The sequence below is a fragment of the Ruegeria sp. K3 genome, assembly GCF_056531845.1.
In genome coordinates this window covers 604,957-631,611 of the sequence record NZ_JBQFMM010000001.1, presented here as the reverse complement: position 1 = coordinate 631,611, position 26,655 = coordinate 604,957, and the positions used below count along the sequence as shown (strand labels likewise).

Genomic DNA, 26,655 nt, shown 5'->3' with positions numbered 1-26,655 from the left:
TCAAACCTCGATCGTTTTCGGACGGCGGCGTTCGAACCACATCACGATCATCAGACGCGTCACAAAGATCGCGGTGAAGACCGAGGTCAGAATACCCAGACCAAGCGTAATGGAGAAGCCGCGCACGGGACCACTGCCCATGGCAAACAGGATGGTTGCGGTAATGAATGTGGTCACGTTTGCGTCCAGAATGGCCGAAAGCGCTTTTTCGTATCCCAGTTCGATGGCACGCGCCGGACCTTTGGCAGATTTCAGTTCCTCGCGGATACGCTCGAAGATCAGCACGTTGGCGTCAACTGCCATGCCCACCGTCAGCACGATACCCGCGATCCCGGGCAAGGTCAGCGTGGCGCCGATCAGTGAGAGCAGGCCAAACAAAAGCCCCACGTTCAGGATCAGCGCAATATTGGCGAAGATGCCGAACAGGCCGTAGCTGAGAGCCATGAATACCAACACGGCGACAAAGGCCACGATTGTCGCGACTTTGCCTGCGTCGATACTGTCCTGACCCAGCTCAGGGCCGATGGTGCGCTCTTCCAGGAAATCCAGACCTGCAGGCAAGGCACCTGCGCGCAGCAGAACGGCCAAATTGGTGCTTTCTTCAACTGTGAAGTTGCCAGTGATGATGCCCGAACCACCTGGGATATGGCTTTGGATTACAGGGGCCGAGATCACCTCGTCATCCAGGACGATAGCAAAGGGTGCGCCAATGTTTTCCAGCGTGTAATCGCCGAATTTGCGCGCGCCAGAGGTGTTGAACCGGAAGCTGACCGCAGGGCGGCCGTTCTGGTCGAAAGATGGCTGCGCGTCGACCAATTCTTCACCGGTCACGACGGGTGCGGCGTCCAGAGTGTAATACACACCATCTTCATCGATCGATGGCACAAGCTTCTCGCCAACTCCCGGAATGGCATCCGGGTCAGTCCCGCGTCCAACGACAGGATTGAACGTCAACTGTGCCGTCGTGCCGATAATCTCTTTGAGCTCCCCGGCGCTGCCGATGCCGGGCACCTGAATCAGGATACGATCAGCGCCCTGACGCTGGATCGTTGGTTCGCGTGTACCAACCTCGTCGATCCGACGGCGGATGATCTCAAGGGACTGGCGCACGGTGCGGTCATCCGAAGCAAGCTTTTCGGCCTCGGACAGTTGGACAACGATAGTGTCCCCCTCGGCGCGAGCCTCTATATCTGTTGCCCCTGCCCCGGTCAGCGTCTGCACCTGTCGGGCCAGACCGCGCACAACCTCTAATGCGCGGGACATGCCCTCGGGTTGGCTGATGCGCACGCGAATCTCGTCAGGCGCCGAATCCTGACGACGGATCGTGCCGACCGTCGCGCGTTCATCACGCAGCGCGTCGCGGATTTCGGGCCACATCGCCTCCATCCGGGATTCGTAGACATCATCAACCTTGACCTCGGCCAGCAAATGCGCGCCGCCGCGCAAGTCGAGCCCGAGATTGACCAGAGACGACGGCAGCCAATTCGGCCATTGCGCGGCCTCGGCCTGCATTTCAGGTGTATCAATGCCAAGCTCAATCGCAGCCTTGGCATCGTTAGATTGTTCGACGCGCGTATAAAACGCATTCGGCAGGGCAAGGAATAGACCGATCACACAGACCGACCAGATCAGAACCCGCTTCCAGGAATCAATTTGCAGCATTACCCTGCCTTTTCAAGGAATTGTCGCGCGAAGTTACTTCGCAGGTTCGGTCTTGTTCAGAACCTGAGCGATGGTCGATTTGACCACGCGAACCTTAACGCCCTCGGCGATCTCGACTTCGATCTCGTTATCGCCTTCCTTGACCTTCGACACCTTGCCGATCAGCCCGCCTTGGGTGACAACCTGATCGCCCCGGCGCACGGCTTCGACCATGGCCTGATGTTCCTTCATCTTTTTCTGCTGCGGACGGATCAGCAGAAAATACATAATCGCGAAGATCAGGATCAACGGGAGAAACTGGGCGATTGCGCCACCTTCCATGGGATATTCCTTTGTTCTGATGATGCAGAGAGCTCTCTGCAAAGTTTGCGGGAACCTATGCTTTGAAACATGGGTTTGCAAGCAAACCTGGCCCCATTTCGACCATCGGGTTCAAAGGTTTGCTGCCGGACGTTGCAGATATGTTCTAGGCAGACCCTTCCAGTCAGATATAGTCCTGTGGCAGGAGGCCTAATGATTCAATCAATCCAGACCCTTGGCGCGTTTGTTCGCCTGATGCTCGTGACAACCTGTATAGGTCTTCTGGCGTCGCCCGTATGGGCACAGAACGCCACTAGCGAAGAGCCTGCGATAGAAGACACTGAATCAGAGATTTTTCAGGCTCCGGTTATCGTTGACGGCGACACCTTGTTTCACCTGCGCGGCTCCAGCGCGCTGCCCGCTCCGGAACGGGCCGCGAGTGTACAGAACAAGATCATCGAAATCGCCGAGGCCTCAGACGCCGAGCAGGTCTCCATAACCTTCGAGGACTCAGAGTTCGGCATTCGAATCTTTGCCGATGGTGTTCAAGTTTCGATCGTGACCGATGCCGATTCCGAGCTAGAGCAGTTGGACTTGAACGTTCTCAGTTTGTTGCACGGCGACGCTATTAAACAATCCATTGAAAGCTATCGCGCAAACCGCACCGAACAGGCGCGTGTTTCGGGTGCCATCGAAGCCTTAGCATGGACAGCTGGATTCGCGCTTTTTGTCGTCGTTATCCTGTGGCTGCACCGGCGCATTCGCCGCCGTACGCTGAAACTGGTCAAGCGTTACCTCAAGGATGTCGAAACCGCGACCGCCAAAAGTGTTCAGGCCGAGGCCATCGCCGCGTTGATCCGGTATGCTCTGAATTTTGTCCTGCTGGTGATCTTTTTCCTCGGTTTCTACTACTACCTCTCCTTCGTTCTGCTTGCCTTTGCCGAGACGCGCTATTTCGCGCAACTCCTGCTGACCTACTTGACCGAGCCGGTCCTGCTGATCTTCAAAGGCATCCTCAGCTACATCCCAAACCTGATCATGTTGATACTGATCGCATGGATAACGCTGTATATTATCCGGGGCATGCGTGTGTTCTTTGACGCCGTCGAGGCGGGAACCTTTGACATGGGCGATTTTGAAAGCCACTGGGTGAACCCGACCTTCAACATCGCCCGCGTCGTCGTTATCCTGATCGCTCTGGTCTTTGCTGTCCCTTACATCCCCGGATCAGATTCGGCGGCGTTTCAGGGGCTGACGATTCTGGTTGGTGCCATGCTGTCGCTGGGCGCAAACTCGGTCGTCTCGAACATGCTGGCGGGGCTCTTCGTGATCTATCGCCGCTCGACCTCTATCGGGGATCGGATCCAGATCGGGGACCATATCGGCGATGTGGTACAGATCAAGTTGATGGAGACGCATCTGAAGTCCATCAAGAATGAACTGATCTCGATCCCGAACGCCCAATTGATGAATTCGGACGTGGTGAATTTCTCGAAGAGAACCGACGGTAGCGGGTTGCTGCTGCACACGACCGTAGGCATCGGGTACGAAGAGCCACCCGAGAAAGTTGAGGCAATGCTGATAGAAGCCGCCCATCGCACCAGGGGGATCAAGGCAAAGCCCGAACCCTTTGTTTTATGGACCGCATTGGCCGATTACGCGATAAACTATCAGATCAACGGTTATACCACGCGGGGCAGTATCATCCCGAAAATCCGCTCGGACCTGCATCGCAACATCGTGGCCGTGTTCAATGAGAATAACGTGCAGATCATGACACCTTCGTACATGGCCGACCCGCCCGAGCCGAAAATCCCAACCGAAGAGTGGGATGGCCATCTGGCGCATGAATCCCACGAGGAATCGGATAAGTCGTAACCGGTGCTACACCCTGCCATTCAGATGGTGCATAAGCGGATTCAGTGATTCACGCAGTTAAGGATCTGAACCATGCACGACATCCGCGCCATACGCGAAAACCCAGCCGCCTTCGACGCCGCCCTTGCGCGCCGTGGGGACGCGCCGGTGTCGTCAGACCTGCTGAGGCTGGACGAAAGCCGCCGCGCCAAGATTCTGGCTGCTGAGACAGCTCAGGCCGAGCAGAACAAGGCCTCCAAAGAGGTTGGCGCTGCCAAAGGGCGCGGGGATGAAGCTGAATTCGAACGCCTGCGCGCTCTGGTCGCCGAGAAAAAGGCCGAAGTGGCCCGGATGCAGACCGAGGCCAAGGATCTGGACGCTCTGCTGGCCGACCAGCTGATCCGCATCGCGAACCTGCCCGCCGAGGATGTGCCCGAAGGCGCGGATGAGAACGACAATGTCGAAATCAACCGCTGGGGCACACCACGCGAATTGGATTTCGCGCCGAAAGAGCATTTTGAAATCGATGCCGTTCAGAATGGCATGGATTTTGAGACGGCTGCCAAACTCTCCGGCTCGCGCTTTGTGCTGCTGTCGGGCGGCGTCGCGCGTATCCACCGCGCTTTGGCGCAGTTCATGCTGGACACCCATATCAACGAGAATGATCTGACCGAGGTCAACGGCCCGGTTCTGGTTCTCTCGGAAATGATGCAGGGCACCGGCCAGTTGCCGAAGTTTGGAGAAGACAGCTATCAGACCCGCGAAGGCTGGTGGTTGATTCCAACCTCCGAAGTGTCGCTGACCAACATCGTCAACGACACGATGATCGAGGAGAGTTACCTGCCTCGCCGCTATACCGCGCATTCGCTGTGCTTCCGGTCCGAGGCTGGTAGTGCGGGCAAGGACACACGCGGGATGCTGCGGCAGCACCAGTTCGAAAAGGTCGAGATGGTCTCGGTCACCCATCCGGACAAGTCGGATGATGAACAGAAACGTATGCTGCGCTGCGCCGAAGGCATTCTCGAAAAGCTGGGCATCCCCTATCGCACCGTGATCTTGTGCACCGGCGACATGGGCTTTGGTGCACGACGCACTTACGACATCGAGGCGTGGCTGCCGGGCCAGAACACTTATCGCGAGATCAGCTCGGTCTCGACATGCGGGGATTTTCAGGCGCGCCGCATGAATGCGCGCTTCCGGCCCGAGGCCGGGGGAAAGCCAGAATATGTCCATACCCTGAATGGTTCGGGCCTGGCCGTGGGGCGCTGCCTGATAGCTGTGTTGGAAAATGGTCAGAACACGGATGGGACGGTCACCCTGCCCGAGGTTCTGGCACCCTATCTGGGCGGCAAGCTAACCCTTCAGACCAACGGCACGCTGACATAAAAAAAACCGGCGCATTCAAGCGCCGGTTCCCGATCAGACAAGGCGGAGAAGTATCACTTCTTCGCCTTTTTCTTATCTTTCTTCTTTCCGGGCTTCTTGTCGGACTTCTTCTTGTCAGACTTCTTATCGTCCTTCTTTTTCTTAACGTCTTTTTTGGGCTTCTTGTTTTTCTTACCCTTCTTGGACTTTTCCTTGACCTTTTCCTTAGCTTTGGAAAACACCGCCTCCATTTCAGACTTCTTCTTGGCCGCCTTTTCAGCCTTGGCCTTGGCTTTCGCCTTTTTCTTTGCCTTGGCCTCGGCAGCGGCCTGCTCTGCCGCCGCGCGCTCCTTTGCCGCCTTACGCTCGGCCTCGGCCTTGATCGCAGCCGCATTGCTTTTGGCTGTCGCGCGCTGCACAGCCGATTTCCGCTCGGCAGGCTTGCGGGTGGCAGCGCGGCGCGCGGGCTTGGGCTTGGCATCAACGACTTCTTTCGCAGCCGCGATCAGCTTAGCTGCGCGAGTGGAACCGACGCGCGGGGTGCCGGACAGATCTTCCGGTTTGGCCTTAGCAATGGCTTCTGCTGTTTTGTAGCCCTTTGCATTCAAGGCCTTTGCCAGCGCTGGCCCTACGCCACGCACCTCAGTAACTGCGGTCATTTCGTTTCCTTTCGTTAACTCCCCCAGATTGTAAACGCACAGCACATACGTTCCTGCGAGAGCGCTAATTCAAGAATTAGATAGAAGGTTACCCGCTTTCGGCCAGGCGATGGCCTGCAGTTCGGCTGGGAAATGGGACAAGTCTTTTGGCGTCTTCATCCCATAGTTTCAGATTCAGCGCCGCCACTGCCTCGGGAAACTTGATCCGTCGCGGTGTGTATTCTGGCGGCAGGTTATAGTGGCACGCGCGCAGCCGGTAAGATGGGATGCGCGCATTGAAATGGTGGATGTCATGCAATGTGATGCAGGCCACCGCATTATCGAACCACCAGCCGAAATCCAGCGCCGAGGACCCCTCCAACGCAGCCAGCTTTGGATCCAGCTCGGGGCGGCGATCCCAGTAGGTGTCTTCGAAATTGTGCTGCAAATACACCAGGAACACCCCAAGCATCCCGCCCAGCAGCGAAAACACCAGCCAGACCAGAATGCCGGTGGCACCGGCGATCAAATACAGCAGTCCCAAAAACACAACAATCGAGAGGTTGTGCAGCACCACGCCCATCACACCGAACCGCACGGTGTTCTTTGGCCAGCGATAGCGGATGAAGTATGTGAATAGCGCGCCAACCGGCACCAGAATGAAGGGATTCCGATACAGTCGGTAAAACAAACGCTTTTTCCAATCCGCCTCGTTCCATTCGCGCAGCGTCATGGTGTGGATTTCACCAGTCTCGCGATGCTCGAGGTTGCCGATTCCGGCGTGATGCAGATTGTGGTTCTGCTTCATCACCTCGAACGGGGCAAATGTGAAGGGCGATAACCCATGGCCAGCCCATTCGTTCTGCTCGCGCGTCTCGAACAACGAATGGTGCCCGCAATCATGCTGCAGGACATAGAGACGCACGGCAGAGAAGGCAAAAACGATCCCGGCCGGGATCATGATGTACCAGCGGTCGACATAGGTGATCGCCAGTGTAAGCGATGCGAAATACACCACGAATGTTCCGAAATAACTGAGCGCGGCAAGCTTGTTGTCCTGCACCGCGTATTGTCTTGTATATTCTCTCAGATCCATCACGCCCGCTCCCCACGGAGGTCCGACCAATCACAAATTCAAAATTAAGTGCGGAGATCCCGCAAACAAGCAGCACGTGCAAAACAAATGCACGTGCTTGAATGCTAACGCGCAGAAACGGGGCTGTCACGCCCCCTCTCTGAAAATGCTGGAAATTAGCGCAGTTACGCCCGTCCCTTGAGATGCTTGGCCAGTGCGCCTGCGTTTTTCTTGCGCCGCCCTTTGTAGGGGTTCTTGTCCCCTTGCCCGCGCAAAGTCAGGCGGATAGGGGTGCCCGGCATATCAAAATCCTCGCGCAGGCCGTTGACCAGATAACGCGAATAGCTGTCAGGCATCTTGTCAGGGTGCGAGCACATGACCACAAACCCGGGCGGGCGGGTCTTGGCCTGCGTCATATACCGCAGCTTGATCCGGCGCCCCTGCGGGGCTGGCGGCGGGTGCTGTTCCAGCATGGCGGTCAGCCAACGGTTCAGCGCTGCGGTCGGCACCCGGCGGTTCCAAACATCATGGGCACGCAGGATCGCGGCGCGCAGACGTTCCAGACCGCGGCCTGTTTTTGCCGACACGGTGATCAAAGGAGCACCACGCAACTGCGGCAGCAGACGTTCGAAGGATTCTTTTAGGTCGCGCAGCTTTTCCTGTTTGTCTTCTTCGATGTCCCATTTGTTGACGGCGACGACCACAGCACGACCCTCACGTTCGGCCAGATCGGCAATGCGCAGGTCCTGTTGCTCGAATGGGATAGCCGCATCCAGCAACACGACGACGACCTCGGCAAACTTGACTGCGCGGAGCCCGTCGGAAACCGAGAGTTTCTCAAGCTTCTCCTGCACCTTGGCCTTCTTCCGCATCCCGGCGGTATCAAAAATCCGCATCGGGGTGCTGTCCCCGTCAGGGTCGGCCCAGTCGATCCGCAAGCTGATCGCGTCGCGCGTGATCCCGGCCTCGGGGCCGGTCAGCAATCGATCCTCACCGATGATCTTGTTGATCAGGGTGGATTTACCGGCATTCGGACGGCCAACTACAGCGACTTGCAGGGGTTTGTCAGCGGTGATCAGCGGGGCTTCGCCTTCCCCGTCTTCGTCCAGCTCGATATCGGTTTGCGGTGTCTCTTCTACGCGCGCCTCTTCAGCCGCGTCAGCCAGTGGCATCAACTGCGCATAGAGGTCCGTCATCCCCTCGCCATGTTCGCCCGACAGACGCACCGGCTCGCCAAGGCCAAGGTTGTATGCTTCAAGCACGCCCGCATCAGCCGCGTTCCCTTCGGCCTTGTTCGCTGCCAGGATCACGTGTTTGGAGCGCTTACGCAGAATCTCGGCGAACATTTCGTCCGTGGGCGTCAAGCCCACCCGCGCGTCAATCATGAACAGGCAGACATCGGCCATGTCCACTGCACGCTCGGTCAGGCGGCGCATCCGACCTTGCAAGCTGTCATCGGTTGCGTCCTCAAGACCCGCCGTGTCGATCACGGTAAAACGCAGATCGCCCAGCCGCCCTTCACCTTCGCGCAGGTCACGCGTCACGCCGGGCTGGTCGTCGACCAAAGCCAGGCGTTTGCCCACAAGGCGATTGAACAGAGTGGATTTGCCCACATTCGGGCGCCCCACGATGGCGAGGGTCAGCGACATGATACTCAACTTTCAAGACTCAAGATGCGCCCTTTAACGCATCTTGTCGTCAACGGAAAGCGTGCAGTTCGCCCTTGGTCGACACAACATACAGCGTCTGGCCCGCCACAACCGGTGCCGTGGTCGCGCCACCCGGCACTTCGACCTGATGCACCAGCGCTCCGTCGACGGGATTGAAGAAGCGCAGATAGCCGTCGTTCGAAGCCACGACAAGGCGTCCACCGGCCATGATCGGGCCGTAATGGGCAAAGATCGGACCCCGGCGGCCCGGCTTGTTCTTGACGAAGCCCGGCAGATCGATGGCCCAGACAGTCGAGCCATCGGCTGCATCCAACCGTACCAATTGACTGCGATCACTGATCAGAAAAACACTGTTCCCCGCCGGCCAGACTGTATCAACGGCCCCCTCAGGTGCAGTCCAGTTCCGCTCACCCGAATTCCCGTCGAAGGAAACCGTGCGCCCCGAGTGGTTGCCGATTATGACCGAACTACCCGACACCATGGGCCCGGCGGTCACATCCACGATCTGAGCTGCCGCTCGGCCCCGACGCCCGCCTGCAACGGACGCGTTCCAGCGTAAAATACCGCCCCGGCGGAATGTTGCCGCGACATCACCCGATCCAAAGGCAAAGACTGACAAGTCCGAGGCAATCACGGGCGCAGGTGCACCCAGAACGTTGCCGACGCTCGGCGTGCCTTCGATTTGCCAGATGATCCGCCCATCCTTGGTATTCACCGCCCAACCGGTTTCGTCCCCGGCCACCAGATAGAGTATGCCGCCGCTAACCAAAGGAGCACCGCTGCCAGTTGCATTCAGACGTTTCTGCCACCTTTGCGCCCCGGATTTCGCATCGAGCGCGGTCAGCCTTCCGAAACCCGACGAGACATAAAGCACACCGTCGGCATAGGCGAGCCCTCCGCCTGTGGCATCCCCGTCCTTTTCATTCGGCGGGATAAGGTTTGTGCTCCAGACGACCTGCCCTTGGGGCGTAACAGCCGAGACATTTGCCCCGGAATCGAGCGTATATATCAGGCCACCAGCAACAACAGGGTCTGCGGTGATCCGCTGTTTTCGGCTATCGCCGGACCCAATGTTAGCAGACCAAATACGTTGCGGTGTGGCACTCAGCGCTGCGTTGGTAGTGCGGAAGGCGGGTGTACCCGCGCTTTGCGACCAGTTGGCGTTGCGGCTTTGAGCCGGAATACTGATCGGTTTGGCGCCACGGGTTTCAACGGTTTCGTTGTCGATGGAGGCACGAATATCCTCACGCTCACCCGGCAGAATGACTTCGGGTTCCTGACAGGCGCTGAGAACGGTGAGCGCGGCTGCCGCAACGGGCAATCCGAAGCCTGAGAAATAACGTGATAGCATAATCTACAAACTCGCCTGTGATGTTCCGTTTCGCTGCCGGTTAACCCTGCTGGTTCGCCACGGGCTCGGGTTCGCCCCCAAGCGCGACGATCAGTTGAGCCGCGCGCTGTTGCAGATCGACGCTGGCCTCGGCGTCCTGGCGCAACGCCTGCAAACGGTCCAAAGCGGCTTGCGTATTGCCCTCGGCCACATCGATCAGGGCCAATTGTTCTTCGGCGAGCAGACGCAACGGAGCACCAGGTATGGCCAGCGCTTCGAACTGTTGACGACGATCCGCCACTGGCATCGTGTCAGTTTGCAGTAGCAATGCCTTGAAACTTGCAATCGCGCGATAGATTTCGGGCAAATCCCCCTGCGTGGCGATCGCGTTCAGACTGTTCACCGCATCTTGCGCCGATCCGGCCTCGGCCTGAGAGGCGGACAGCAACATGTTCAAAACCGCGTCACCGCCGACAGATGCAGCATCGATCGCCTGCAGGCTTTGTGCCCGCTCGGCCGATCCGTTTTCAGCCAGCGCCGACAGAATCGCATCACCTAGAGCCTCGGCCTGGTTGGTATCACGTGCTTTTCGGTATTCGTTGAACGCAGCGCCCCCGACAATGGCCACGACAGCCAGCACACCGACCCAGCCCCAACGGCGCAAAAGAAGGTACATGCGATCGCGGCGCACCTCTTCGGTGACCTCTTCAATAAAACTGTCGGCGTCGCTCATCCCTGCCCCCAGGCTTAAGTGTCCGGTTTTCTAGCGCCATGTCATACCCCGGCGATCAGGCCAAGCCAAGTGCCCGAATTCATACATTTACCACCATGTGGGTGACCCTTGCGTAAAAAACTAAACCGAACTATTCAGTTCAGTATGGAAAAGACATGGCCACAGCCCCATTTTAAGGGATAGCGGCTAAAGCCGACCGCGCGAACAGATCTGGAGATTCTACCGCATGCGATTGATTTCATTCGTTAACGCCATTTTGGTTATTGTTGCGTTGTATTTTCTTGTTTTCGAGCGCGACGCGCTGTTTGCGTTTGCAGGTCGCGGAGACGAGCCATCCGAGACCGCGACCGAGGCCTCGGAATCGGTGCAATCACCGGACTCGATCGGCGTTGTCGTGCTGCGCTCGACTGCGCGCGAGATCGGCAGCGCCGTTCAATTACGGGGTCAGACCAAGGCAAACCGCCAGGTCGAGGTCCTTGCCGAAACCATTTCGACAGTCCTGTCCGAGCCCAAGCGCAAAGGAGCTTTTGTCGAAGCAGGAGATCTGCTGTGCGAGCTTGACCCCGGAACCCGGCCCGCGAGCCTGGCCGAAGCCATGGCAGCCAAGCTTGAGGCCGAAAGCCGCGTTCCCGAGGCCGAAGCGCGCCTGGAAGAAGCTCACGCCCGTTTGGCTGAAGCCGAAATCAATCTGAAAGCAGCCCGCAAGCTGTCGGAAACCGGGTTTGGATCAGAAACGCGCCGTATCTCAAGCGAAGCCGAAATGAGCACTGCCGAGGCCGGAATCAAATCCGCCGAGGCCGGTCTGGAAGCTACGCAAGCCGGGATTGAAGCCGCCACCGCAGCAGTAGCAGCCGCCCAGCGCGAGATTGATCGCCTGACCATCAGCGCACCGTTCAAGGGTCTGCTTGAAAGTGATACTGCGGAATTGGGCAGCCTGATGCAGCCCGGCTCGCTCTGCGCAACCGTCATCCAGCTCGACCCGATCAAGCTGGTGGGTTTTGTGCCTGAATCAGAAGTGAATCGGATCATTGTCGGATCGATGGCAACTGCGCAGTTGGTTACGGGGCTGCAGGTCGAGGGGCGCGTGACCTTCCTCAGCCGTTCGGCTGATGAGACCACGCGGACATTCGAGGTCGAGATCACAGTGCCAAACCCGGAACTGCTGATCCGTGACGGCCAAACCGCCAACATTCAGATCGCGGCCGAAGGGGTCAAGGCACATCTGCTGCCCCAATCCGCACTGACCTTGAACAATGAAGGTGAGCTTGGTGTTCGCACCGTGGTAGCCGACAATGTCGTTGATTTTGTTCCGATCCGCCTTCTGCGTGACACCGCTGATGGTGTATGGGTTGGTGGCCTGCCGGAAACTGCTGATATCATCGTGATCGGGCAGGAATTCGTCACACGTGGTGTGACGGTCGCGCCGACATACAGGGAAGTATCGCAATGACGGGTATCGTCAGTTGGGCCGCAAGCCGTGCCAGAATGGTGCTGGCTTTCATCGCGATTTCGCTGGTTATCGGCGGGTATGCTTATGTCGGGCTCCCAAAAGAGGGTGAACCCGACATCGATATCCCGATGCTCTTTGTGTCGGTGCAGTTTCCAGGGATTTCAGCCGAGGACAGCGAAAGCCTGCTGATCAGGCCGATGGAAACCGAGATGGCCGATCTCGACGGGTTGGACACGATGACCGCCACCGCCGCCGAGGGCTACGCAGGCATTCTGCTGGAGTTCGAGTTCGGTTGGGACAAATCCGCCACCATCGCGGATGTTCGCGATGCCATGAACACCGCGCAAGCTGATTTCCCTGATGGGGCTGAGCAATACACGATTACCGAGGTCAACTTCTCCGAGTTTCCCATCGTCATCGTCAACCTGACCGGCCCGGTACCAGAGCGTACAATGGCGCGCGTTGCCAAAGATCTGCAGGACGAACTTGAGGCGTTGGACGCAGTGCTGGAAGCTGGCATTGCCGGAAACCGCGATGAAATGCTTGAGGTCGTGATCGACCCGCTGCGGCTTGAGGCCTACAACGTCACGGCCGCCGAACTGATCAACGTTGTGCAAAACAACAACCAACTGATCGCTGCAGGTGAGGTCGAGACCGAACAGGGCACGTTCTCGGTCAAGATCCCGTCGTCATTTAAGACTGCTCAGGACGTCTATGGCCTGCCCGTAAAGGTCAACGGAGACCGCGTGGTCACCTTAGGCGAACTGGCCGAAATCAACTATACGTTTGAAGACCGCGCGGGCACGGCCCGGTTCAACGGCGAACCCACCGTCGCGCTGCAGGTGGTCAAGCGCAAGGGCTTCAATCTGATCGACACCGTTGCGCTGATCAAAGCCACTGTCGCCGAAGAACAGATCAAGTGGCCAGCCGAGCTGCAGGCCGCTGTTGATGTGGGCACCTCGAACGACCAAAGCCGCATCGTCGATTCAATGGTGCGCCAGCTTGAAGGATCGGTTCTGACCGCCGTCGCGCTCGTGATGATCGTGGTGCTGGCTTCGTTGGGAACACGCGCCGCGTTGTTGGTGGGTTTTGCCATTCCTACCTCGTTTCTGTTGTGCTTCGCCTTCCTCGCGATGATCGGGGTCACCATCTCGAATATGGTGATGTTTGGCCTGATCCTTGCCGTAGGCATGCTGGTCGATGGCGCCATCGTTGTTGTGGAATATGCCGACAAGCGCATTAAAGAAGGCGTTGGTCCGATGCACGCCTATGTCGAGGCGGCGCAACGGATGTTCTGGCCGATTGTTTCGTCGACGGCCACGACCCTGTGTGCATTTCTGCCGATGTTGTTCTGGCCCGGTATTCCGGGTGAGTTCATGAAGATGCTACCCATCACGCTGATCTTCGTTCTGTCGGCCTCGCTGATTGTGGCACTGATCTACCTGCCGGTCGTGGGCGGTGTCTCGGGCCGTATGAGCCGCAGTTTCGAGCGCAGCTCGAACTGGCTGCGGGCCCGCACGCCTTGGTGGCTGCGAGTGCTTCTGGTACCGCCTTCACTGTATATGATCTTCCTCGGCGCAATGCAGGTCTTGAACCCCAGCTATCTGCTGCCCGGCGGTTCACTTTCTGGCGTGCTACTGTTTCTGTTCGGCGCCTTTGCTGGGTCGGTCACGCTGAGTGCTGCCAAGATCGAACGCGCCCCGGATGAACATGTTCATACCGCTAAAGAGCACACGCCCTTCGGTTATGTGATCAAGTTCCTAGTCGGCAATCCGGTCATGCCGGTGGTGTCCATCGCAGTCGTCTTTGCGGCGGTGTTCTGGGTCGCATTCATCATATTCCCGCAAAACTCTCGCGGCGTTGAATTCTTCGTGGAAAGCGAACCGGAACAGGCCACGGCCTATGTCCGGGCGCGCGGCAACCTGTCTCTGGCTGAAAAGGACGAAATGGTTCTTGAGGCCGAGCGCGTAATCAGCGAACACCCGGCGGTGATCAACGTATTTGCCTTTGCGGGCGAAGGCGGGCTCAATCAGAACAATGGCGGTGCAGAAGCCCCCGCCGACACAATTGGTCGCGTACAGTTCGAGCTCATTCCTTGGGAAGATCGCCCAATCAGCTCTGAACAGATTACCGGTTGGTTCTGGGGACCGATTGCAGGTCTACTTGGCTTTGCAAAGGAAGAGGTCGCGGCGGAATATGACGGCAATTTTGTTCTGGACGAACTAACCGCAGAGCTGGCAACCCTTCCTGGCTTTATCGTTGATATTCAGGCGCTGGAACAAGGTCCCGCTTCCGCCAAGCCCGTTCATCTGCGCATCAAAGGCGATAGCTGGGAGGATCTGACGGCCGCGACCGTCACAGCACGAGAAGCCTTTGACACCACACCCGGCCTGATCAAGATCGAGGACACCCTGCCCCTGCCCGGCATCGACTGGCAGATCGACGTGGACGTGGCCAAGGCGGGTCGATTCGGCGCGGACGTCGCAACCGTTGGCGCGATGGTACAGCTTGTGACGCGTGGCATCTTGCTGGGTGAAATGCGACCGGATTCAACCGATGAAGAGGTAGAAATCCGCGTCCGCCTACCTGATCAGGATCGCGTCCTGTCAACGCTGGATACGCTGAAAGTTCGCACACCGGACGGGTTGGTCCCCCTGTCGAACTTCGTCACCCGCAAACCCGTGGCCAAGCTCGCCGAGATCAATCGCGCGGATCAACAGCGCTACTATGACGTTAAAGCGGATGTCGAGCCTGGGCTGAGCAAGATCGTGACCACCGGTCCTGACGGTGCAGAGCTGCGTTTGGCAACCGTGCGCGCGATTGGCGAAGGTGCCACACCAACTGGCACCACGATTACCAGCGCGGACGGAGCAGAGTTCGAACTCGTTCAACTAACGGGTGCCGAGAACGTGGGTGAAGTGCGGTCCGCCATCGAAAGTGGTGACGCTCGGTTTGCCCTGATAAATCCGAACGAACGGATTGCCGTGCTGACCGAGTGGCTGGAAACCGATCCTTTTGGTCGCACCATCACTTGGGAATGGACCGGCGATCAGGAGGATCAGGCTGAAAGCCAGGCGTTCCTGTCCAGCGCATTCCTGGCAGCACTGGGTCTGATGTTCGTGATCCTGCTGGCGCAGTTCAACTCGTTCTACAACTCGGTGCTGGTGCTGCTGGCCGTGGTTCTGTCTACGACCGGCGTGTTGCTGGGCATGATGGTAATGCAACAACCGTTCTCGATCATCATGACCGGGACCGGGATCGTGGCGTTGGCCGGTATCGTGGTGAACAACAACATTGTTCTGATCGACACCTATCAGGAATATAGCGGCTACATGTCTCGCATTGATGCAATTGTCCGCACGGCTGAGGCGCGCATCCGTCCGGTTCTGCTGACTACGCTGACAACAATGGCGGGTCTGACCCCGATGATGTTCGGCCTGTCGCTGGATTTCATCGGCGGAGGGTATTCGATCGACAGCCCCACGGCACTGTGGTGGAAACAGTTGGCCACGGCGGTGGTCTTTGGCTTGGGTACAGCCACGGTGTTGACACTGATCGTGACGCCGTCATTCCTGGCGCTGCGAGTGTGGGTCACAACCTACGCGGTATGGCTGGGTAAGGCGCTGGCACGCGCCACGGCGGGTCGATCCAGCCAAATCGCGCAGGACATGGCAATCGGCCAAAGCGCGCGAGATGTGCAAGCAGCCGAAATGATCTGGACCGATGAACAGGACAAAGCTGTCCCTGATCAGAGCGCTCAGGACGACCGCCCCGATCATCCCCCGACAACACCGCTGAAGGCGGCGGAATAAAAAAAGGCGAGCCTTCGGGCTCGCCTTTTCAATTCTGGCAGACGCGTTACTCGACGAACGCGTATTCGCCCAGATCACACAGGTTCATACCATAGTCTTCAATCGATTCTCCGTCGCTGAAAACACCGCGGATGTCATAGACACACGTGGTCAGCCCGTCCGCGATGAGGACGCCCACTTCGTAATCCGCGCCCAAATATCCACCCTCAAGAAGGTTGCCTTCCCAGCTGCCGGATGAGGCCGGAGACACGTTGAACTCGACCAGATCATAGCTGGTTTCATTGATAATCAAGAATTCCAGATCCTCGGCTGCCGCCGAAGTCGCCATCAACAGTGTTGCAGTCAACGCTGCTGCTGCTCGCATTTTCATGAAGTTTCTTCCTTGTCTGTGTTTCGGCCCGCACAGTGTCGCGGCGGCGGGTCCGCGTCAAACGGAAAACCGTATCGCAGCGGCCGATTTTTATCGAACCAATCCACGCAATCATCAGTTGTAAGGACCGTTGGGCTCACGCCGCTTCACTGTCGGCCTGTTGACGGTTCCACAGCTGGGCATATCGCCCTTCGCGGCGGAGCAGCTCATCATGCGTGCCCTGCTCAATGATCTCACCACGTTCCAGCACGACGATCCGGTCGGCCTCGGCAATGGTGCTAAGGCGGTGTGCGATGGTGATCACCGTCCGCCCCTCACCCGCTCGGGCCAAAGCATCTTTGATGTCCTGCTCGGTATCCGTATCCAAGGCTGACGTCGCTTCGTCCAACAACAGGATCGGCGGGTTTTTTAGCAAGGTTCGGGCGATGCCGACGCGTTGCTTTTCACCGCCTGATAGTTTCAGGCCGCGTTCGCCGACCTTGGTATCGTACCCTTCTGGCAGGCTGACGATGAAATCATGAATCTGCGCGGATTTGGCGGCGGTCTCTACATCCTGCTGGGTCGCGCCTTCACGCCCATAAGCGATATTGTATCGGATCGTGTCATTGAACAGGACCGTATCCTGCGGAACGACACCGATCGAGGCATGCAGGCTTGACTGGCTAACATCGCGCACATCCTGCCCGTCGATTTTCAGCGACCCGCCGGTGACATCGTAAAACCTAAATAGCAGCCGCCCGATTGTGGACTTCCCAGACCCGGTGGCGCCGACAATCGCAACGGTCTGACCGGCTGGTACGGTCAAAGAAACGCCCTTGAGGATTTCGCGATCAGGCTCGTACCCAAAGCGGACATCTTCAAGCGTGACCTCCCCACCATTTACCTTCAGGTTCGGGGCGCAGGGTTTATCCATCACTTCCGCTGGCTGCTCCAACAGATCAAACATCTGCCCCATATCCACCAGTGACTGACGAATTTCGCGGTACACCGTGCCAAGAAAATTCAGCGGTACGGTTATCTGGATCATGTAAGCATTTACCATCACGAAATCGCCGACGGTCAGCGCCCCCTTCTGCACGCCCATTGCAGCCAGAACCATCACGCCAATCAGGCCACATGTGATCAGGAACGACTGACCAAAATTCAGGAATGCCAGCGAATAGGCCGTCTTCAGCGCGGCCTTCGCGTAACCTTTCATCGAAACATCATACCGTTCGGCTTCGCGGGTTTCGGCATTGAAATACTTGACTGTTTCGAAGTTCAGCAGGCTGTCGATGGCGCGCTGGTTGGCCTCGGTATCCTGATCGTTCATCTCGCGCCGCAGCTTCACGCGCCACTCGGTCACCGCAAAGGTGAACCATATGTAAAGCGCAATCGTCACCGCAACGACGACCAGATACCAGACGTCGAATAACCATAGCAGGATGATCGACACCAGAAGCAATTCCAGGATCAGCGGCCCGATTGAAAACAGCAGAAACCGCAACAGAAACTCTACGCCTTTCACGCCCCGTTCGATTATCCGGCTGAGACCACCCGTGCGCCGGGTCACGTGATAGCGCATCGAGAGCTGGTGAATGTGCTGGAACGTCTCAAGCGCCAGCGCTCGCAGCGCGCGTTGCCCAACCGGTGCAAAGAACGCATCCCGCAATTGCTGGAAGCCAACAGTCATCATGCGGGCCACACCATAGGCAACGGTCAATCCAATCGCACCCAACGCAAGCGGCGGTACACCTTCGCCCGCCAAACCATCCACGGCACCTTTGTACAGGATGGGAGTATACACAGCGATCAGCTTGGCCAGCACCAGCATCGCCATCGCCAAAATGACACGCCGTTTCACCCATGGCTCGTCCTCGGGCCAAAGATAGGGCGAAACCTTGCGGATGGTTCGCCAGCCCGAACGATGCTCGTCCGTGTCGGTTTTGATCGCGGATGGTTGTCTCATCACGTACCTTAACTGCGGTCAGAGAAAAGCCCTGGCCCGGGTTGGGCCAGTGGTCATGTTTATTCAGGAATGGTGAAAATCTGCCCTGGATAGATCAGGTCAGGATCACGGATCGAATCTTTGTTAGCCTCGAAAAGTTTGACATACAGCACACCGTCACCAAACCGGTCGCGCGAGATCGCCCAAAGCGTATCACCCTTTTGAACCGTGACCGAGCGGATCGCCGGAGCGTCGGTTGAGGCCTCACCCGGATTGGTGGTTTCGGTCGCGCGCAAAACCTCAACGGGTTCGCGTTTGAACGGTGTCTCAAGCCTGCTGACCACAGTGCCATCAGGGGCAACCTCATCCACCCTCAGAGTGTACACTCCGGGGTCAATGCCCTCGACCTCGCCGCGCCATTGCCCGTCAGTCGCTGGTGCAATGTCGGCCACAAGCTGGTTGTCCAGATACAAGCGTACGGCCGATCCATCCTGCGCCCGCCCGGTCAATTCCACATCACCCGCGTCCGAATAGCCAATCGTGTCCAGGGCAATCTGCTCTGGCGGCGTATCCTGAACAGTGGGTGCTTGCAAAAGTTCAACCCCTTCTTCGCCCGAGCGTAGGATCGCAACCTGCTGGTCAGGCGCGTCGCCTGATTCCGGCTGAGTTTCAGTCGCGGGCGCGGTCTCATTCACAGGTGGCGTTGCGGCACCTGCAACTTCTGGTTCATTCTCTTCGGTTTCAGCTTGGTTGGCTGCTTGCTGATCGGTTGTTTCCGTATCCGTCGTCTGTGCCTCGGCGACCTCTTCGACCGGCTCATCGGCAGCGGGCTCCGACACGGCCGGTGGGGCCGGTTCGGGCAGCGCCGCGATCAGATAATCATCTGAACGGCTGGTGTCTTCGCCTTTCCGGGTCTCAAGAACAAGCCCGCGAGCGTCGTCTGCAAACGGGATCGATACAAACTCGGCGAACTGGCCGCTGTCATCGACGGTGAAGCTGTGAACAGTCTCACCGTCCAGCAAAACACTGACCTCGGACCCCGGCTCGGCATTGCCGGATAGTACCGCGTTTCCATCGGACTCAACGAATATCTGATCCAGAACCGGCGCGGCCACAACCGGAACATCCGCATCTTCGCTATCCGGAGTTTGATCGGAAATCTCGGGCGGTGTGTCTTCAGCAACAGATTCGCCGGCTTCCGCCGCCTGGCTTTCGGGCTGCGCCTCCGCTGGCTGGGTTTCCGGCTCGGCGACCTCCGCAATCGGCTCGGATGTTTCAGTCGCTTCCTGCTCAGCCTGCTGTTCCGGCCCCCCGAACAGACCGGACAGGTACAACCCGCCCGCAACGAGCACCACAACGATCCCGGCAACCAGCCCCCATATGAAGGTACCAGAACCTCCGCTTCCCGATTTGGCGTTCATTCTTTTCCTTTCACTCCGCCCGGGAAATGCCCAGTTTGGCGCGCATTTCATGGAGCGGTTGAGCCAACCTATCAATCCCGCTATCAGGGGTCAAAACCCCTAACACAAGAGCAGAAAGCCCTACCTATGTCCCAGAAATCCGTCTGTGTGTATTGCGGGTCACGCAATGGTGTGAATCCTGCCTACTCCGCCGCTGCCCTCAGCTTTGGAACCTTGTTGGCCAACGAAGGCTGGCGGCTGGTCTACGGGGCCGGAGATGTGGGTCTTATGGGCGAGGTCGCGCGTGCAGCGCAATCGTCCGGCGGCGATACATTTGGGGTGATCCCGGTGCACTTGCTTCAGCGCGAGGTCGGCAAGACCGACCTTACCCGGTTCATCGTGACCGAGACGATGCACGAGCGTAAAAAAGTGATGATCATGAACGCGGATGCCGTAGTTGTCCTGCCCGGCGGCCCCGGATCATTGGACGAACTTTTCGAAGCACTGACATGGCGGCAACTGGGGCTTCATGACAAACCCATTCTGGTGATGAATGTTGACGGGTACTGGGACACGCTGCACACGCTGCTGAATCAACTGATCGGTCAGGGGTTTGCAGATGGTTCTCTGGCAGAATTCATCACCTGGGTCGACACACCGGATGCGACCATGTCCGCGCTTCGCAAATTACTGAACTAAGAAAAACTGGCAATCGGGCGGCGCAAACCGCCCGAGTCTCAGTATTCGTTTAGGCAGGTTTCGCCAACCGAGTCTTCAGTATCCGTTCGACCTTGTGCAACGGGTGGTTTGTGAGTGTTTTGTCGACTTCGGCCACAACCTTTGCCAGCACTTCACTGTGCAGCCGACGGCGCAACAGGCCCAGAACATGCGGACTGGCAACCAACACCAATCGTTTATAGGCCCCTTTCAGCCCCTTGCGATTCAGAAGGTTCGCCACATCCTGAACGAACAGAGATTTTGCGTGGGACTTCCATGTCTCCTCTTCAACTGCAGATTTCTGGTTCGGTCCCGTATCGGGTCGCCGCCCTGCCCTGTCACTTGGCTTTGTCGGTGCTGCGTCCTGTTCTTCGACCGACACGACGACCAAGTTGGGGTCCTGTGCGTCCGTGATATTCTCCATCACCAGCGCTTTTTCCCCATCGGCGATGATAACCCATGTTCCCTGTTCAAGTGCAGCCATTCGTGATCTCCTGTATCGCTTAGGTTGGCCTTCGCCTGTCCCTTAGACACACCTGTTTAACGATGCGGCGTTGGTGTTTCGCTCGCATTTTGATAGGTTTTTGGTTGATTGGCGGTTCTCTCCCTCCGCCTACTTTACGTAGGTGCTGAAAGGCCGTGCACAATAGGTGGGATAATGAAAGTTGACGTACCGGCAGGTTTTTACCGGCCACCCATCAATTCATAACAAAAAGCCCGCCAGCATCACTGCCAGCGGGCCATTCATTAAGTTCTACCAAGTGGAAATCACATCCGCGAGGCTACGTTTTCCCAGTTCACCAGGTTGTCGAGGAAGTTCGACAGGTAGGCCGGACGCTTGTTGCGGAAATCGATGTAATAGGAATGCTCCCACACATCACAGCCAAGCAGTGCGGTTTGACCGAAGCACAGCGGGTTCACGCCGTTTTCAGTTTTCGTCACTGCCAACGAACCGTCGGCATTCTTGACCAGCCACGCCCAGCCGGAACCGAACTGACCGGCACCGGCAGCGCTGAACTGCGACTTGAATTCGTCAACCGAACCAAAGCTCTCGGTCAGAGCCTTCTCCAGCTCACCGGGCATCGCGTTGCCACCGGGGCCCATCATCTCCCAGAACTGGTTGTGGTTCCACAGCTGGCTGATGTTGTTGAAGATACCGTTCTGCGCGACGGCATTTGCGTCGTATGTGCCAACGATGATCTCTTCCAGTGACTTGCCGTCCCACTCGGTGCCGGCGATCAGCTTGTTGCCGTTGTCGACATAGGCCTTGTGGTGCAGGTCATGGTGATATTCCAGCGTTTCCGCGGACATACCCTTGGCTGCCAGCGCGTCATGTGCATAAGGAAGATCAGGAAGTTCAAAAGCCATCTCGGCCCCCTGTTGAAAATGAATGTTGCGGTTCCAAAGGTTAAATGCTTTGACAGCCGCCGCAGGTCAAGGGCCGCAACACAAAAACCCGGAGGTCCGCGATGCTGACACAGGTGCGCAAAATGTTCTATCGCGCCCGCGGATACTATGCGGGCAACTTGAACGGTGAACCCTTTCGCCTGGACCCCTACCACTCGAAATTCTGGCGCAAGGTATCAGCCGGGGAGTGGGAACCTGAGACATTTTCGGTGCTGGACCACTATCTGTCGCCCGAAAAGGACTATCTTGATATCGGTGCATGGATCGGCCCCACGGTCCTCTATGCCGCGCGCCGCGCTCGCCATGTGTGGTGTTTTGAGCCTGACCCAGTGGCTTACCGCCATTTGGTCTGGAACCTAGAGCTGAACGACATCCGAAACGTATCAGCCTTCAGCATCGCCTTGTCAGATGGATTTGGAGTGACACGAATGGCTTCAGCGCACGGAGAGGCAGGCGATTCAACGTCATCATTGCTCCACGAAGGAAGCCATGGCACCGACGCACTTACCATCGGTTGGGATCAATTTTCTGAATCCGTCGACCTGACTGATGTCTCTTTGGTCAAAATGGATATCGAAGGCGCTGAATTTTCGGTCCTGCCTTCTATGCTGCCTTGGTTAGAAAAAGATAACCCTGCGCTGTTTCTCTCAACGCACGCACCTTATCTGAGCGCAGACAACCGCAGCGCGGCCATGAAAAAACTTTCAGAAGACCTGGCTTTCTATCGCCAATGCCACGACCCACACACAGGCGAAACCGGCAAGTCAGCCCTCACGGGCCAGCGTGCACTCACTCAGTTCCCGACATTCCTGTTCAGCACGACCCCCTGAGACCCGAACCAGAGATCCGGCCTTCATCTAAACAGAAATACCCTGGGAGTGAGGCCGCAGGCCGAGGGGGCAAAGCCCCCACACCCACATATCATCAGGCGATCAGGGCTTAATAAACCCCGACCTCGCTGCCGGGCTGCGCCGCAACCTTCAGCAATTTGAACGCATAGTCCGCCGCAGAGCGGAAGCAGACGATGCGGAAAGTTTCAGCGTCGTCCATCCAGAAGGCACCTGCCACCTGCGCCAAACGCGAACGGCGGATCTGGCCGGGTTGGAATGCCTCGGCCGACAGCTCGACCGGAGCGAGCTTGCCCAATACCTCGCGCGCATTCGCGCCCGAAACACGGAACACAGCGCGCGCGTCGGAGACGTTGACCGCCAGCGCGTGCGTACCGCTTAGCGCGTTGGTCATCGCGGCCAGTTTGGCCTCGACCTCGGCATAAGGCACAAGCACCAGCAATTCGTCGGTGGACATCCAGCAAACACCGGTGTCGCCATTCACAAACGCTTCACGCTGAAGGGGCACTTTCTGCCCGGTGGCGTCTTTGACAGCCTTAGCCAGTACCTTATCCGACAGATCACCGCGCAGTGTGATCATGCCCTGCAGGCCACATTCCTCGATCTTGGCGATGCCATCATATGAGGCGTTGTTCAGTGCGCTGATGGGTTCAGACATTCTGCTTCTCCCCGTCCTTGTCATAGAAGATCGGGTCCACGATCTTGGCCTTGTAGGTTTTGCCGTCAGTGCCCGGGAACTCGACCACTTCGCCCATCCGGTCGGGGCCGTGTTTGATCAGGCCCATGGCGATGCCTTTGCCCAGATTGGCCGAGTAGTAGGTCGAAGTTACGCGACCGATCATGTTGCGCTGACCGTTCGCATTCACGCCCTCGCCCACCGCATAGGCACCGTCCGGCAGAACCGATCCATCCACAGTCTCAAGACCAACCAGTTTCCAACGCTCAGGATCGGCCATATGGGTCCGCGAATGGGCGCGTTTTCCGAGGTAATCCTCTTTCTTTTTGGACAGCGCCCAGTGCAGCCCCAGATCCTGCGGGATCACGGTGCCGTCGGTCTCATCGCCGATCATGATAAAGCCTTTCTCGGCACGCAGAATATGCAGACATTCGGTGCCGTATGGCATCACTCCGAACTCCTGCCCTGCCTCGATCAGAGCGTCCCAGAACGCCTGACCTTGGCTTGCAGGGACCGCGATCTCATAGGACAGCTCACCCGAGAACGAGATACGGTAGGCCCGCGCGTCGAACGCGCCGATCTTGCCATCGCGCCATTCCATGAAGGGCAGCGCCTCTTTCGACAGATCCATGCCGCCCAGCTTCTCAAGTACCTTGCGGGCGTTCGGACCTACCACGGCGACCTGCGCATATTGCTCGGTGACGTTCGCGACGTAGACTTTCCAGTCCCACCACTCGGTCTGCAGCCATTCTTCCATGTGGCCATGGATACGCTCGGCCCCGCCGGTGGTGGTGTGGCACAGCCACGTGTCCTCATCGATGCGGGCAACAACGCCGTCGTCGATCAGGAAGCCATTCTCGGAACACATCAGGCCATAGCGGCATTTGCCGACCTTCAGCGTGGACATCATGTTGGTGTACATCATGTCCAGGAACTTGCCTGCGTCGGGGCCTTTGACGATCAGCTTGCCGAGGGTCGAAGCGTCCAACAGCCCGAGGTTTTCGCGGGTGTTTTTAACCTCGCGATTCACCGCATCATGCACGGATTCTCCGGGTCGCACATAGGCATAGGTTCGACGCCAATGGCCGACCGGCTCCCAATCGGCCCCGTTCTTATCGTGCCAGTTATGCATCGGCGTTTGACGGATCGGCTGGAACACCTCACCACGCGCTTCACCACCAATCGAAGCCATCGAGATTGGAGTATATGGCGGGCGGAAGGTGGTGGTACCGACCTTCGGGATCTCTGAATCCAGCGCATCAGCTAGGATTGCCAGACCGTTGATATTACTCAACTTACCCTGATCCGTTGCCATGCCCAGCGTGGTGTAACGCTTGGTGTGCTCGACACTTTCATAGCCCTCGCGCGCAGCCAGTTGCACGTCCGAGACCTTGACGTCGTTCTGGAAGTCCAGCCACGATTTCATGCGCAGATCAATCTCGGCATTAGAAGGCATGAGCCAGACAGCGGCCATTGGGGCCTCGGCCGTAGTCTCACCAACTGGCGCTTTGGTGCGCTTCGCGGAGAACCCGGCCGCCTTCGCTGCCGCTTTGCCGGCAGTATCTGCATCCTTCAGGACATCCCCCAGGGCCAGCGGGCCGTTCGAAGCCCCTGCCGCCAGAACAAAACCTTCACCGTCTGCCCCCAGCGGAGGACGTGAAGGATCGGGGCGGAAATGCGCGTTCGCCTCGTCCCAGATCAGCTTACCGCCGCAATGCGACCACATATGCACGACCGGAGACCAGCCACCTGACATGGCAATCGCATCGCATTCGACCTCTTCCCGGGCGCCTCCGATCCCCTCTTGATTGCAGATCGCAACTTTCTTGACCCGCTTGCCGCCTTTGACCTTTGCGATCGCCTTGCCCGGATCGACGCGGATACCCAGCTGACGCGCCTCTTCGGCCAGAGGTCCGGCGGTGTCGCGCGCATCAACCACGCGCAGGACATCGACACCGGCCTGTTTCAAGGTAATTGCAGTCCGGTAGGCGTCATCATTGTTGGTGGCGACAATCACACGCTCGCCCGGCGTCACGCCCCAGTTGACCACATAGTCGCGCATGGCAGAGGCCAGCATAACGCCAGGCACATCATTGCCTGCGAATGACAGCGGACGCTCGATGGCACCGGTCGCGGTCACGACCTGCTTCGCACGAATGCGCCACAGGCGGTGACGCGGCCCCTGAACACCCGGTTTGTGGTCTGTCAGACGCTCATAACCCAGTACATAACCATGGTCATAGACCCCCGCACCCATGCAGCGGTTGCGCATGGTGACGTTGCCCATTGTTTCGAGATCGGAAACCAATTGTTCCACGAACTTATCCACAGGCTCGCCATTGATGGTTCCGCCATCAACCGGAGCGCGACCACCCCAGTGCGCAGTCTGCTCGATCAGCATCACCTTGGCACCGGTTTGGGCTGCCACCTTGGCGGCCTGCAAACCCGCGACACCACCGCCAATCACCAAGACATCGGTGAAGGCGTAAAAGTGCTCGTATGTGTCCGCGTCACGGTTGTCCTTGTCGGGCGCTTTGCCCAAACCCGCCGACTGGCGAATAAACGGCTCGTAAACATGTTTCCAGAACGGTTTCGGATGGATGAACATCTTGTAATAGAATCCGGCTGGCAGAAACCGCGACAGATGCGTATTGATCGCGCCGATGTCGAACTCGAGGTTCGGCCAGTGGTTCTGTGATGCGGATGTCAGACCATTGAACAGCTCTGTCGTGGTGGCGCGCTGGTTCGGCTCGAACCGGTTGCCCTCACCCAGACCGACCAGAGCGTTTGGCTCTTCCGCGCCACTGGCGACCACGCCGCGCGGGCGGTGATACTTGAACGACCGGCCCATCATCATCTGATCATTGGCCAGCAAGGCAGACGCGAGCGTATCGCCCTCGTAGCCCTGCATCGAGGTGCCGTTGAAGGTGAAGTTGACCTTTTTGGACCGATCAATCAAACGGCCATGTTTTGCGAGACGGGTGCTCATGATGCGGACCTTTCGCAGGCGGTATTTTGGATGGCTGTACGGATCATTTGTACTCTCTCCACGTCCAGCCGGGACGCTTGGCGGTGATGGCATCCTTGATCTCTTGCGGCGGCTCGGTTGTCTGCGCCGAATAGGTGCCAAAGACCTCAAGCGTGTTCGTACAGCGCGCGGCGTGGAACCACTTGCCGCACCCATTGGCATGGCGCCAGCGTTCGAAATGAACGCCTTTGGGGTTTTCGCGCATGAACAGGTAGTCGTGGAACTCATCATCTGACGAGCCCGGGCCATAACGCTTCAAATGCGCCTCGCCACCTGCAGCCAGTTCAGTTTCTTCGGCTTCGACGCCGCAATAAGGGCATTTCAAGATCAGCATGTGATCATCCTCTTGGCAGCAGGCGAGACGTATCTGCCTGCAAATTCTGCGTGACG

Annotated in this window: 21 protein-coding genes; 6 read left to right on the top strand and 15 right to left on the bottom strand. The window is 58.0% G+C overall.

Annotated features, from left to right (window positions below):
- Complete coding sequence (gene secD, locus ACR0MP_RS03090; protein ID WP_170403231.1) at positions 1-1,662, bottom strand: protein translocase subunit SecD; 1,662 nt, start codon at positions 1,660-1,662, stop codon at positions 1-3.
- 33 nt (positions 1,663-1,695) lie between these two features.
- On the bottom strand, positions 1,696-1,983 hold the full coding sequence (gene yajC, locus ACR0MP_RS03085; protein ID WP_155151194.1) for a preprotein translocase subunit YajC: 288 nt from the start codon (positions 1,981-1,983) through the stop codon (positions 1,696-1,698).
- Positions 1,984-2,175: 192 nt separating this feature from the next.
- Between yajC and ACR0MP_RS03080 the strand changes: the two genes are divergently transcribed.
- Positions 2,176-3,840 carry a mechanosensitive ion channel family protein gene (locus tag ACR0MP_RS03080; RefSeq protein WP_480885797.1) on the top strand — a complete coding sequence of 555 codons (1,665 nt, stop codon included), beginning with the start codon at positions 2,176-2,178 and terminating at the stop codon, positions 3,838-3,840.
- Between the two features lie 72 nt (positions 3,841-3,912).
- Entirely contained in the window at positions 3,913-5,205 is a 1,293-nt protein-coding gene (serS, locus tag ACR0MP_RS03075; RefSeq protein WP_170565858.1) for a serine--tRNA ligase, read from the top strand.
- Positions 5,206-5,258: 53 nt separating this feature from the next.
- Here serS and ACR0MP_RS03070 read toward each other — a convergent pair whose 3' ends face one another.
- The 5 genes from ACR0MP_RS03070 to ACR0MP_RS03050 all read right to left on the bottom strand — a co-directional run bounded on the left by ACR0MP_RS03070 (position 5,259) and on the right by ACR0MP_RS03050 (position 10,630).
- Positions 5,259-5,843, bottom strand: a complete 585-nt coding sequence (locus ACR0MP_RS03070) for a helix-hairpin-helix domain-containing protein (RefSeq protein ID WP_170403241.1) — start codon at positions 5,841-5,843, stop codon at positions 5,259-5,261.
- Between the two features lie 88 nt (positions 5,844-5,931).
- A complete protein-coding gene (locus ACR0MP_RS03065) occupies positions 5,932-6,918 on the bottom strand; it encodes a fatty acid desaturase (RefSeq protein WP_170403244.1) in 987 nt (328 codons plus the stop codon).
- 164 nt (positions 6,919-7,082) lie between these two features.
- Positions 7,083-8,546: a ribosome biogenesis GTPase Der gene (der, locus tag ACR0MP_RS03060; protein WP_170396374.1), complete on the bottom strand. Its 1,464-nt coding sequence runs from the start codon at positions 8,544-8,546 to the stop codon at positions 7,083-7,085.
- Between the two features lie 49 nt (positions 8,547-8,595).
- The gene (locus ACR0MP_RS03055; RefSeq protein WP_170403247.1) at positions 8,596-9,918 is read right to left on the bottom strand and encodes a PQQ-like beta-propeller repeat protein; all 1,323 of its coding nucleotides are present in this window, start codon (positions 9,916-9,918) and stop codon (positions 8,596-8,598) included.
- Between the two features lie 40 nt (positions 9,919-9,958).
- Positions 9,959-10,630 carry a hypothetical protein gene (locus tag ACR0MP_RS03050; RefSeq protein WP_170396370.1) on the bottom strand — a complete coding sequence of 224 codons (672 nt, stop codon included), beginning with the start codon at positions 10,628-10,630 and terminating at the stop codon, positions 9,959-9,961.
- A 226-nt stretch (positions 10,631-10,856) separates the two neighbouring features.
- Between ACR0MP_RS03050 and ACR0MP_RS03045 the strand changes: the two genes are divergently transcribed.
- Both ACR0MP_RS03045 and ACR0MP_RS03040 read left to right on the top strand, forming a co-directional pair.
- Complete coding sequence (locus ACR0MP_RS03045) at positions 10,857-12,080, top strand: efflux RND transporter periplasmic adaptor subunit (RefSeq protein WP_170403249.1); 1,224 nt, start codon at positions 10,857-10,859, stop codon at positions 12,078-12,080.
- Complete coding sequence (locus ACR0MP_RS03040; RefSeq protein WP_480885794.1) at positions 12,077-15,892, top strand: efflux RND transporter permease subunit; 3,816 nt, start codon at positions 12,077-12,079, stop codon at positions 15,890-15,892. The genes ACR0MP_RS03045 and ACR0MP_RS03040 overlap by 4 nt, the downstream gene beginning before the upstream one ends.
- 46 nt (positions 15,893-15,938) lie before the next feature.
- Here the strand turns inward: ACR0MP_RS03040 and ACR0MP_RS03035 are convergent, their stop codons facing one another.
- From ACR0MP_RS03035 to ACR0MP_RS03025, 3 genes are all read right to left on the bottom strand, one after another.
- Positions 15,939-16,262, bottom strand: a complete 324-nt coding sequence (locus tag ACR0MP_RS03035; RefSeq protein ID WP_170403255.1) for a hypothetical protein — start codon at positions 16,260-16,262, stop codon at positions 15,939-15,941.
- A 136-nt stretch (positions 16,263-16,398) separates the two neighbouring features.
- Complete coding sequence (locus tag ACR0MP_RS03030) at positions 16,399-18,210, bottom strand: ABCB family ABC transporter ATP-binding protein/permease (RefSeq protein ID WP_170403258.1); 1,812 nt, start codon at positions 18,208-18,210, stop codon at positions 16,399-16,401.
- Between the two features lie 59 nt (positions 18,211-18,269).
- Positions 18,270-19,610 (bottom strand): LysM peptidoglycan-binding domain-containing protein, encoded by a 1,341-nt coding sequence (locus ACR0MP_RS03025; RefSeq protein WP_480885792.1) that lies wholly within the window; start codon positions 19,608-19,610, stop codon positions 18,270-18,272.
- A 126-nt stretch (positions 19,611-19,736) separates the two neighbouring features.
- On the opposite strand from ACR0MP_RS03025, the gene ACR0MP_RS03020 reads away from it, so the two are divergent.
- On the top strand, positions 19,737-20,288 hold the full coding sequence (locus tag ACR0MP_RS03020; RefSeq protein ID WP_480885790.1) for an LOG family protein: 552 nt from the start codon (positions 19,737-19,739) through the stop codon (positions 20,286-20,288).
- 49 nt (positions 20,289-20,337) lie between these two features.
- Here the strand turns inward: ACR0MP_RS03020 and ACR0MP_RS03015 are convergent, their stop codons facing one another.
- Both ACR0MP_RS03015 and ACR0MP_RS03010 read right to left on the bottom strand, forming a co-directional pair.
- The gene (locus ACR0MP_RS03015; RefSeq protein WP_170396355.1) at positions 20,338-20,790 is read right to left on the bottom strand and encodes a baeRF12 domain-containing protein; all 453 of its coding nucleotides are present in this window, start codon (positions 20,788-20,790) and stop codon (positions 20,338-20,340) included.
- Positions 20,791-21,074: 284 nt separating this feature from the next.
- Entirely contained in the window at positions 21,075-21,674 is a 600-nt protein-coding gene (locus ACR0MP_RS03010; RefSeq protein ID WP_113789565.1) for a superoxide dismutase, read from the bottom strand.
- Positions 21,675-21,775: 101 nt separating this feature from the next.
- On the opposite strand from ACR0MP_RS03010, the gene ACR0MP_RS03005 reads away from it, so the two are divergent.
- On the top strand, positions 21,776-22,543 hold the full coding sequence (locus ACR0MP_RS03005) for an FkbM family methyltransferase (RefSeq protein WP_480885788.1): 768 nt from the start codon (positions 21,776-21,778) through the stop codon (positions 22,541-22,543).
- Between the two features lie 109 nt (positions 22,544-22,652).
- On the opposite strand, the gene ACR0MP_RS03000 is transcribed toward ACR0MP_RS03005, so the two are convergent.
- The 3 genes from ACR0MP_RS03000 to ACR0MP_RS02990 are packed head-to-tail and all read right to left on the bottom strand — an operon-like array spanning position 22,653 to position 26,599.
- Entirely contained in the window at positions 22,653-23,219 is a 567-nt protein-coding gene (locus ACR0MP_RS03000; protein WP_480885786.1) for a sarcosine oxidase subunit gamma, read from the bottom strand.
- A complete protein-coding gene (locus ACR0MP_RS02995) occupies positions 23,212-26,226 on the bottom strand; it encodes a sarcosine oxidase subunit alpha family protein (protein WP_170403278.1) in 3,015 nt (1,004 codons plus the stop codon). The genes ACR0MP_RS03000 and ACR0MP_RS02995 overlap by 8 nt, the downstream gene beginning before the upstream one ends.
- Positions 26,227-26,269: 43 nt before the next feature.
- Complete coding sequence (locus ACR0MP_RS02990; protein ID WP_170422295.1) at positions 26,270-26,599, bottom strand: sarcosine oxidase subunit delta; 330 nt, start codon at positions 26,597-26,599, stop codon at positions 26,270-26,272.
- Positions 26,600-26,655 lie beyond the last annotated feature (56 nt).